Genomic DNA, 9862 nt, shown 5'->3' on the forward strand with positions numbered 1-9862 from the left:
GTCGGGTGGGGAGACCTTCTTCAGTTCGTTGGCGCTGGCACTGGGGCTGGGCGACGTGGCCACCGCCGAGGCCGGCGGCGCCGAGATCGACACCCTGTTCGTCGATGAGGGATTCGGCACCCTGGACGAGGACACCTTGGAAGAGGTCCTGGACGTGCTGGACCGACTGCGCGACGGTGGTCGGGCCGTGGGGGTGGTGAGCCACGTGGCGGACCTGCGCCGGCGGGTGACCACGCGGTTGACCGTGCGCAAGAGCTCCGCCGGTTCGAGCGTGGAACACCACGGCTGACCCGACCACCGCCGGCCGGGTACCCCGGGTCGGGGTACCCGGCCGGCGGTGGGACAATGACCATCGTGAATTCGCTGGTCAACATCGTCGTGTTCGGAATCGGGGGCGCCATCCTGGTGGCGGCCCTGCTCGGCCTGCTGCTCGTGGTGTCGGGGAGCTCCCGGGGGTCCTCTCCCCGGCTGCTCACCGCCTTCGGAGTCGCCTCGATCGTGCTGTGGGTGGTGTTGCCGGCGTTGACCGCCCTGAACGAGATGTCGGCGGGCGCCGGCTTCTGGGTGGGGTTCGCCGGCGCGAGCGTCGTGGCGATCGTGATGTACGCGGTCAACACGGCCATGCTGCCGATGGTGGCGCGTCGTCAGGCCTTGGTGAGCGGCCGGACCGGGCTGACGGGGGTCAAACCCACCCCCTCGGTGCTGGTGGGCGGCCTGGTGATCTGTCTGGCCATGGCACTCCTGGTGACCGGTGTGACGGCTTTCATCTCCTGAACCCGGTGTCCACCCCTGTGACCGTTTCCGGCCACAAGGACGCCAGGAGCGACGACCCTCTGTAGCTTCGTGCCGGGGTTCCCCCATCGGGGAGCCCCGGCTTCGTTGCGTGGAAGGATGCGGGATGCGCGGGTGCGGATGGGCGGCCGTGGCCGTGGCGGCCGTGCTGGTCGGCGGTTGTGGTGGCGAGGTCGACCTGGCCGACCGCGACTCCATCGATCAGTTCGACGTTCCCCCGCTGGACCCCGGCGCCCGGCACCCCTGCGACCTGCTGACCGACGAGACCGCTGTCGACCTGGGTCTGCTCGCCGAGGGCGGTGGCGGCAGCCCGCAATCGGACCAGAACTGCTTCTTCACCGACGCGGTCGACTCCAGCGTGGACGTGCGGGTGCGGACCCACGCCCCCGACGCCGATGAGAACGATCCGCCGGTCCCCCGCATCCTCTCGGCGGCGTTCGAGGGCGGTCAGGCCTACGAGTACGTGACGGTGGAGGGCTACCCCGGCTACACCGAGGCCTTCTCCGACTCCTGCAACCTGGAGTTGGCCACCTCTGACACCCACAGCCTGTTCGTCCAGGTCAGCGCGGACGACGCCTGTGAGACGGCGATCGAGACCGCCCGGAGCCTCATCGCCGCCTCCCCGGAGCTGTGATCACCGAGGGCAAGGGTCGGGCCCCCTTTCCACGGATGGGGAAGGGGGCCCGTGAAGGGTCGACCGCGGCTCGGGGTCAGTTGGGCTGTTGGCGGGAACGGCGGTCGAGTTCGGCGAGGTATTCGTTGTAGGCGTCCATGTCGGCGTCGTCGGAGCCGCCACGACTGCTGTGCCGCTGCCGACGACGTTCCTGGCGTTCGTCGTCACGCGCCCACTGCACCACCAGCGCCAGCATCACCAGGAGCGTGGGAATCTCGCCCAGGGCCCAGGCGATGCCACCGCCCTTGTACTGGTCGGCCATCGGGTCCTGCATCCACGGGATCTCCAACCGGCCGTAGTACTCCGCCGCGATGGGCGTGGCCTGCTCCATGATGGCGATGCCGAAGAAGGCGTGGAAGCCCATCACCACCAGCAGCAACAGCAACCGCAGCAGGAACGGGACCTTCCGCGGGGCCGGGTCGATACCGATGATCACCCAGTAGAAGAGGAAGCCCGAGACGAGGAAGTGCACGCCCATGAACAGGTGACCGAGGTGGTCGCTCATGAGCATGCCGAACAGCGGCGTCAGGTAGAGGACGTACAGGCTGAGCACGAAGATCGGCGCGGCCACCGCCGGGTGGGTGATGAACTTCGAGTAGCGGCTGTTGAGGAAGGCGTTGAGCCATTCGCGCGGCCCCCGGTCACCCCGCTGCTCGGCCGGCTTCAGGGCGCGCAGGGCCAGGGTGGCCGGCGCGCCCAGCACCAACAGGATCGGGGTGACCATGGCCAACACCATGTGCTGGATCATGTGCACCGAGAACATGATCATCGCGTAGGTGGCGAAACCGGTGAGCTGGACCAGCACGATGGTCACCAGCCCCAGGAGGAAGGCGACGAGGCGTCCGATCGGCCACTTGTCGCCCCGCTTGACCAGCCGGTACACGCCGCCCAGGTACAGGCCACCGGCGACGACCACGAACATGATGAAGAACAGGTCGGGACGCCACAGGGTGAGCAGGTTCTGCATGCTCATGGCGGACGGGATGGTGAAGCCCAGGATGGCCGCGGCCGGGTCGACCGTGCTCTCCAGCGGAGGGGGCGGCGCGGTGCGGCCCAGCCCCACGGAGACACCGATGACCGCGGCCATGATGATGACCTCGGCCCCGGACAGCAGGATGAAGTTCCAGCGGCGGAAGGCGTGGCCGTCCTTGCCCTCCGGTGCCCCAACGATCCGGTTCACCGTCCACTTGCGGTGCGCGTAGCCGAGCACGCCGAGGACGCCGAACAGCACGATCTTGGCGACGATGAACAGCCCGTACTCGGTGAAGAACAGGTGTTCCAGGGAGTAGAGGCGGGCCAGGGCACTGGCCGCACCGCTGATGGCGACACCGACGTAGGCCCACAGCGCCATGCGACTGAACCGGTGCGCGGCGGTGGCCGGCGCCTCGCCGTCGGTTCGTACCGCGTGGTAGGTGACCGCGGCCAGGCCGCCGACCCACACGCAGATGGAGACCAGGTGCAGGGCCAGACCGGTGACCGCGAGCTCGTGGGAACCCGAGGAGGCCGAGTGCCCCGTCAGGGCCGGCGGGGTGACCGCGACCAGGGAGGCCACGAGCAACCACAGGCCGGAGGTGGCGCCGGTGCAGGTACGACCGAACAGCGCGATACCGGTCGTGATCAAGATGACGAACATCAGGGCGATGCCGCCGGAGACCGAACCCGCGAAGGCGGTCACCTCGTCGATCGAGACCTGGCCCATGGGTTTGGCGAGGAACTCGGAGGCCTGGAAGTACAGGGTCGCCACGGCGGCCACGGCCCAGGCCAGGGAGGCCCAGGTGGCGGCGCGTACGTAGCCGATGGCCTGGTCGGACAGGCGCCCCTTGTAGGAGGGCAGCAGCAGGACCGCCATCACCAACAGGCCGATGGTCAGGACGGCCCCGACGTTCATGAAGGCCTTGGCGATCGGCATGCCCCAGCGCACGGCCTCACCGGCGTCGGGCAGGCCGGGGATGACCCTGGCGAAGACCGAACCGCCGATGACCAGGGTGAAGCCCAGGAAAATGGCGCAGACCAGGGCGACGATCATGGCGAAGATCGGTACGACACCGGTGCCCGGAGGCAGGTCGTCGTCGTTCTGGTGAACCTTGATCGGGGAATTGTCGTTCTGTGCGGGAGGAGCCACGTGCCACTCCGTCTTCGAGTGCGGTCAACAGCAGGTCAGGGCTCTCGGCCGTGATGGCCACCGCTGTGCTGTTCAGATCGGGGTCGGCAGGGGCCGTGCACGGAGGAACACCTCGACCAAGGTTAGTCCGTTTACTACACAGTGTCGGACTTGGTACCCGGTCGGCCGCTCCGGGGACCCGTCCAGTGCGTGAAAGCCACCGCCGTTGGTGATGTTTCCCCCATGCGAAGGGGTTCCACGCGATACGCTCGACGCCCCGACGAGTCCCCGCTCCGTCCCCTCCCCGACACCTCTCACCCTGACCTGAGCCCTGCGCACGAAGGGGGAGCGATGCCCGATTTCGACACCGTCGTCCGTTCGACACGAGTGGTGGTCCCCGATGGGATCGAAGCGGCGGACGTGGCCGTCCGCGAAGGACGCATCGAGGCGGTGCTGCCGTACCGCTCGATCACCGACCCGCCCACACCATCGGATCGAACCGGGACCGAACGACCCGAAGGGCACGGTCCTCGGGTCGTCGACCTCGGAGATCGGCCCCTGTTGCCCGGGGCGGTCGACCTGGGCACCGGGGTGCACGCCCCCGGCGAGGAACTGACCGACTCCTACCACCGGGCCGGTTCCGCCGCCCTGCGAGGCGGGGTCACCTGCGTGGTGGCCTCCCCCGCGCCCGCCCGGCCCGCCATCACCTGCGCGGACTCCCTCCAGGTCCACCAACGCGCCGCCGCCGGGTCCCCGGTGGCCATCGCCTTCCTGGGCGGGGTCAACCAGGGCACCGGCCCGCTGGACCTCGCCGATCTCCAGGCCGGTGGGGTGGTGGCCTTCCAGGCGTCCCTGTCGGACGGGGGCGCCCCCGACATGGCGGCGCTGAGCGACTCCGGGCTGCGCAAGGCCATGGTGGAGATCGCCACCCTGGACTCCCTGCTGATCGTGCACGCCGAGGACGCCGCCGAACTCGGGACCCCTCCGGTCAGCGCCGAACAACGTCCGCCCCGGGCCGAACGTCGCGGGCTGGAACGGGTGATCTCCGCCGCCCGTGTCGTGGGCGCGCGCACCCACATCGCCCCGTTCACCGCCGCCGAGTGCGCGGCGCTGCTGTCCGCGGCGGAGGCGGCCGGGGTGGAGCTGGGCGCGCAGACCTGCCCGCACTACCTGTGCCTGCCCTCGGAGTTCCCCGGGCCGGACTCGCCGGTACACGGCTGCCGTCCGCCCCTGCGTTCGGACGCCAACCGCAAGGCGCTGTGGAGCGCCCTCCTCGAACCCGGATCGGCGCTGGGCACCATCGGTTCGGGCCACCTGCCGGCGATCGGGTTGTACACCCTGCCGTGGAGCCTGTCGGCGCTGTGGACCGCCGCGCGTCGACGTAACCTCACCCTGAACCACCTGGCCCGCTGGACCGCCCGAGGCCCCGCCGACCTCCTGGGGCTGGCCCGTGGCCGGATCCAGACCGGATACGAGGCGGACCTGGTCGCCTTCGACGACGAGGCGACCACGCTGGTGCCCGAGGACGACCCGGGTCCCTACGCGGGTATGCGGCTCGTCGGAAGGGTCACAAGGGTGTGGGTGGGGGGCCGAGAAGCACACCCGTAGACCCGTGTCACACGCCACACCGAGTCCTTACACCCTGTCAACATGGCCCTACAGGGCTATGCACATTGGCGATAGCGCCGGGGCGCCTTCGCAGTTCACAGTGGTAGGTGTCCATGGCGATACCAGTTGGAGGAACCGTGCTCATCGGTGTGCCCCGCGAGATCAAGAACCACGAGTACCGAGTCGCCATCACCCCGGCAGGGGTCCACGAACTGACCGGCCGAGGTCACGAGGTCTTCGTCGAACACGACGCGGGTCTGGGTTCCTCCATCACCGACGAGGAGTACCGGGAGGCCGGTGCCACCGTCCTGGACACCGCCGACGAGGTGTGGGCCGCCGGTGACCTCGTCCTCAAGGTGAAGGAACCCGTCCCCGCCGAGTACCACCGCATGCGCGAGGGCCAGACCCTCTTCACCTTCCTGCACCTGGCGGCCTCGCGCGAGTGCACCGACGCGCTGGTCGAGCGCGGGGTCACCGGCATCGCCTACGAGACCGTCCAGCTGCCCGACGGTTCCCTGCCGCTGCTCGCACCCATGTCGGAGGTGGCGGGCCGACTGGCGACACAGGTCGGCTCGGTGACCCTGCAACGTTCCGCCGGTGGTCGCGGGGTCCTCATGGGCGGGGTCCCGGGAGTGCGCCCCGCCCGCGTCACCGTGATCGGCGCCGGTGTGTCCGGGCTGAACGCCACCCAGGTCGCGGTGGGGATGGGCGCCGAGGTGACGGTGCTGGACCTGAACGTCGACAAGTTGCGGCACCTGGACTCCCTGTACCGGGGGCGGGTCAAGACGGTGGCGTCCAACCGCTTCGAGGTGGAGCTGTCGGCCCTGGAGTCCGACATGGTGATCGGCGCGGTGCTGGTCCCCGGTTCCAGGGCACCGAAGCTGCTCTCCAACGAGCTGGTCGCCCGGATGCGCCCGGGCGCGGTCCTGGTGGACATCGCGATCGACCAGGGGGGCTGCTTCGAGGACTCGCGCCCCACCACGCACGACGACCCCACGTTCACCGTGCACGACACGGTGTTCTACTGCGTCGCGAACATGCCGGGCGCGGTCCCCAACACCTCCACGCACGCGCTCACCAAGGACACCCTGCGCTACGTCGTGGCGCTCGCCGACAGGGGGTGGAGGCGGGCCCTGCGAGATGACCCGTCGCTGGCGGCCGGTCTGAACACCTTCGGCGGGGAGGTGGTCTACGCCCCGGTGGCGGAGGCCCACGGTCTCAAGCACCGTGGGCTCGACGAGGTCCTCGACCACTGATTCCGACTCCGAAGGGGGCCGTCCCACCAGGGCGGCCCCTGCTTCCCGTGGTCGGGGTGACACACCCGACGTGGCCCCGACCCGAGATGGACGAACCGGCCCCGACCCGCACAAAGCCCGCACCACCAGGGAAACCTTCGTCCACAGGGTGGGCCGTACGGGGTGGTCGGGCGGGTCCGGCGGGGGTACCGTCGAAAGTGGGTCCTTCCCCGTGGCGGGCCCGACGCCCGAGGCCCGAGCAGAGGTGGACTGTAGTGACGCACGCCGGAGCGGTGACCGTGACCCGCATCGTCGAACTCGAACTGGTGCGGCTGCGTCCATCTCTGGCCGGGAGAGGCGCCGGCACCGCGGCCCCCGTCCTGGTCCGGGTGTCCGACGGTGAGGTGAGCGGTTGGGGCGAGGTTCCGAGCGCCGCCCCCGAGCAGTGGGACGCGCTGGCTCAGGTCTTCGCACCCGCTCTGCTCGACCACTCCTGGCGTCGGCCGACCGAGGTCGTGGACGCCTTCGCCGACCTGCCATGGGATCCCGCACTGGTGGGCGCGTTGGACACCGCATGTTGGGACCTGTGGAGCCGACAGCGCTCGACCCCGCTGGCGCACGCCCTGGCCGGATCGCGCACCGCGCTCACCGCGGGTGTGACCCTGGCCCGGCAGGTGACGTCGGAGTCGGTGATCACCGAGGTGAACCGTCAGGTGGGGGCGGGCTTCCGGCGGATCAGGTTGGAGATCCAGCCGGGTTGGGACACCGACGTGGTCCGCGCGGTGCAGACCAGCTTCCCGTTCCTGGTGCTCCAGGTGGACGCGGGGGGCCGGTACACCGAGTCCCCCGAGGACCTGGACGCGCTGCGATCCCTGGACGCCCTGGGGCTGGTGGCCATCGAGGACCCCTTCTCCCCCGACGACCTCGCCGCGCACACCCGACTGTCCTCCGAACTGCGAACACCGGTGGCCCTGCACCGTTCGTTGTCCTCGGTGGAGGACCTGGGCGAGGCGATCCGGGCCGAGACCGGCGGCGCGGTCAACGTGGATCCGGCCCGGTTGGGCGGGTTGACCGCGGCCCGTCGGGCGGTGGACATGGCGGTGGACGCCGGCTGGCCGGTGTGGTGCGGTTCCTCGGCGCGGACCGGGGTGGGCCGCGCTGCGACGGTCGCGTTGGCCTCACTGGCCGGGGCGACCCTGCCGGTGGAGATGCCCGGTGCGGGCTCGCGCGGGCGCGGTCTGGTCGTGCCACCGGTGCGCGCGCACGACGGTGTGGTTCCGGTGCCCTTGACCGCGAGCGGCCTGGGGCACGAACTCGACCCGACGGCCCTTCGTTCCTTCACCGCCAGGACGCTGCTGCTGGACGCCCCACGGGCTTCCGATCCCGGTGCGGCCTGACGCCCGATCGGCCCCGGACACTCTTAACCGAACACCGTTAGGTAGAGTGTCGCGCACCGCAGAGGGCCTCGACGAGCAGGCCCGACCCCCAACCCGAACGTGGAGGCGTCGTGCGCGTTTTCGCCGACATCAACGAGGTCATCTCCGCCCAAGGCGAGTCCTTGGGCGTCACCGACTGGGTCACCATCGACCAGAGCCGTATCGACAGGTTCGCCGACGCGACCGAGGACCACCAGTGGATCCACCTCGACGCCGACCGCGCCGCCCAAGGCCCCTTCGGCGCCACCATCGCGCACGGCTTCCTGTCCCTGTCGCTCGTGGCGCACTTCTCCCAGCAGATCTTCCGGATCACCGAGAAGCCCAAGATGTCCATCAACTACGGGCTCAACAAGGTGCGCTTCCTGCAGCCCGTCGTCGTGGGCTCGCGCGTACGCGACGCCGTGGAACTCATCGAGGTCAAGGAGACCCCCAAGGGTCACCTCGTCTCCAGCCGGCACACCGTGGAGATCGAGGGCCAGGAGCGCCCCGCCCTGGTCGCAGAGTCCCTGGGACTCTGGGTCCCGTAACCGCCCGGCCTCCGCCTCGCGTTCGGGTGTTCGGGCACCTGGGAGTCAGGCCCCTTCAGCATCTACGGCACCTCCGCGGGCCGACCCTTGGTCTTCAGCGGGCGATGCGGCGCAGGACTCGGTGGACCAGACTCGGGGTGAACCAGCGCAGCTTACGTTCGGCGCGTTCGGCCCGTCGACGCATCCGGTCGCCCCGGTCCGTGGCCTGCTTCAGCCTGGCCCGCAGCCGCTCCACCGACTCGTCCTCGGGGCCGGTGGAGGCCTTCTCCTCCAGTTCGGCCTCCTCCGGCCCCAGGGACGCGATGACCCCGGTCGCCGGGGTCCAGTGGATTCCGAACACCTCCTCCACGAGGCGGTCCAGGTCCTTGCCCTCGGCCTCCGGATCCAGGTGACGAGCCCGCTCGAAGGCGGCCACCCGCTCCAGCCGCAGCACGCCGTCACCGGCGCTCAGCGCCCCCGGCATCGGGGAGCACAGCAATCCGGCCCCGGAGCGGTCGCAGGCCGTGACGAGTTCGGCCAGGGCGTCCGGGGTCGGCGGCGGCCCCGCCTCCAGGTACAGCCGGAACGGAACTCGCGGGTCGGTCTCGGGCGGCGACTCCACGAAGCGCACCCGCGGGTCCCCCCGGAAGGTCTCGTGCGCCAGGCGCAGGTCGAGGAACACCTCCTCCAACGGCGGGCGACGGTCGTTGTGCAGCCGCGACCACGGCCCCACCATCCACAGACGCAGGTCCGGGGTGGAACCGGACAGCAACGCCCCGGCGGTCTCGTCGACCTCCTCAAGGGTGCGTTCGGCCACGTCGAGGACCACGTCCACCAGCGGTACCTCCCACTGGCGGTCCGGACGCTTGCGGCGCAGGTGGAAGTCGGGCACCCGGTTGGACACGTACGGCATCCGGTAGCGGGTGCCCGCGTCACGCTTCTCCTGCATCTGGGAACGCCCCAGGTGCCAACTGCTGCTGTCCAGGTCGGGCACGAACACCGCGCCGCGCTGAGCCAGCCGGTGCCCGAACTCGCTGTCGCCGCCCAGGACCATCTCGGGGTCCATGCCCCCGGACCTCAGGTAAAGGTCGCGGTGCAACGACCCCGTGGCGCCGACGTAGACCTTGAATCCCTCGTGTCCCGCCGAACGCAGGCGGTCGGTCCGGTCGATGAACCGTTCCACCCAGTGCGGGTCGGCGCCGTCCCGATCGAAGAGCGTGTCGCCGCGGCCCGCCACGACCTCCTCGTACACGTACTCCGGGACCATCGCGGCGGGGTCGAAGTCGACGAACAGCTTGTGGCCCAGCACCACCGTGTAGTCGGCCTGGTGGTGCCAGCGCAGCTGCGACTCCACGTGTTCGCGGTGGACCAGCATGTCCGAGTCCAACCGCAGGATCACCCGACCCGTCGCGGCGGCGACGCCGGTGTTGACGGCGTGCGCCGACCCCCACCCGCCTTCGGCCGAGCGGATGATCCTGGTGTTCTCCGGGCGTATCCGCGGTGGGGTGAGT

At 70.2% G+C, this 9862-nt stretch carries 9 protein-coding genes; 7 read left to right on the forward strand and 2 right to left on the reverse strand.

All coding sequences use genetic code 11. The features are described from left to right. From K8V84_RS23545 to K8V84_RS23555, 3 genes are all read left to right on the forward strand, one after another. Positions 1–289, forward strand: a 289-nt coding sequence (locus K8V84_RS23545; protein ID WP_304078744.1) for an SbcC/MukB-like Walker B domain-containing protein, incomplete at its 5' end; no start/stop codon positions are given. A gap of 56 nt (positions 290–345) precedes the next feature. Continuing rightward, positions 346–774, forward strand: coding sequence for a hypothetical protein (locus K8V84_RS23550; protein ID WP_304078746.1), 429 nt, complete (start codon positions 346–348; stop codon positions 772–774). 124 nt (positions 775–898) lie between these two features. Continuing rightward, on the forward strand, positions 899–1426 hold the full coding sequence (locus tag K8V84_RS23555; protein WP_304078748.1) for a DUF3558 family protein: 528 nt from the start codon (positions 899–901) through the stop codon (positions 1424–1426). A 76-nt stretch (positions 1427–1502) separates the two neighbouring features. Here the strand turns inward: K8V84_RS23555 and K8V84_RS23560 are convergent, their stop codons facing one another. Further along, complete coding sequence (locus K8V84_RS23560) at positions 1503–3587, reverse strand: cytochrome c oxidase assembly protein (RefSeq protein ID WP_304078750.1); 2085 nt, start codon at positions 3585–3587, stop codon at positions 1503–1505. 330 nt (positions 3588–3917) lie between these two features. Here K8V84_RS23560 and K8V84_RS23565 point away from each other — a divergent pair, with 330 nt between their 5' ends. The 4 genes from K8V84_RS23565 (at position 3918) to K8V84_RS23580 (ending at position 8372) form a co-directional block, all read left to right on the forward strand. Next, positions 3918–5174 carry a dihydroorotase family protein gene (locus K8V84_RS23565; protein WP_304078752.1) on the forward strand — a complete coding sequence of 419 codons (1257 nt, stop codon included), beginning with the start codon at positions 3918–3920 and terminating at the stop codon, positions 5172–5174. Positions 5175–5311: 137 nt separating this feature from the next. Next, positions 5312–6430: an alanine dehydrogenase gene (gene ald, locus K8V84_RS23570; protein WP_304078756.1), complete on the forward strand. Its 1119-nt coding sequence runs from the start codon at positions 5312–5314 to the stop codon at positions 6428–6430. Positions 6431–6684: 254 nt separating this feature from the next. Beyond that, on the forward strand, positions 6685–7806 hold the full coding sequence (locus K8V84_RS23575; RefSeq protein ID WP_304078753.1) for an enolase C-terminal domain-like protein: 1122 nt from the start codon (positions 6685–6687) through the stop codon (positions 7804–7806). Between the two features lie 110 nt (positions 7807–7916). Next, a complete protein-coding gene (locus tag K8V84_RS23580) occupies positions 7917–8372 on the forward strand; it encodes a MaoC family dehydratase (protein ID WP_304078754.1) in 456 nt (151 codons plus the stop codon). A 94-nt stretch (positions 8373–8466) separates the two neighbouring features. On the opposite strand, the gene K8V84_RS23585 is transcribed toward K8V84_RS23580, so the two are convergent. Next, positions 8467–9862 (reverse strand): glycosyltransferase (locus K8V84_RS23585; RefSeq protein ID WP_304078755.1); only part of this gene is annotated, 1396 nt, incomplete at its 5' end.

The sequence above is a fragment of the Nocardiopsis listeri genome (assembly GCF_020741345.1).
GTDB classification, from domain to species: Bacteria; Actinomycetota; Actinomycetes; order Streptosporangiales; family Streptosporangiaceae; genus Nocardiopsis; species Nocardiopsis listeri_A.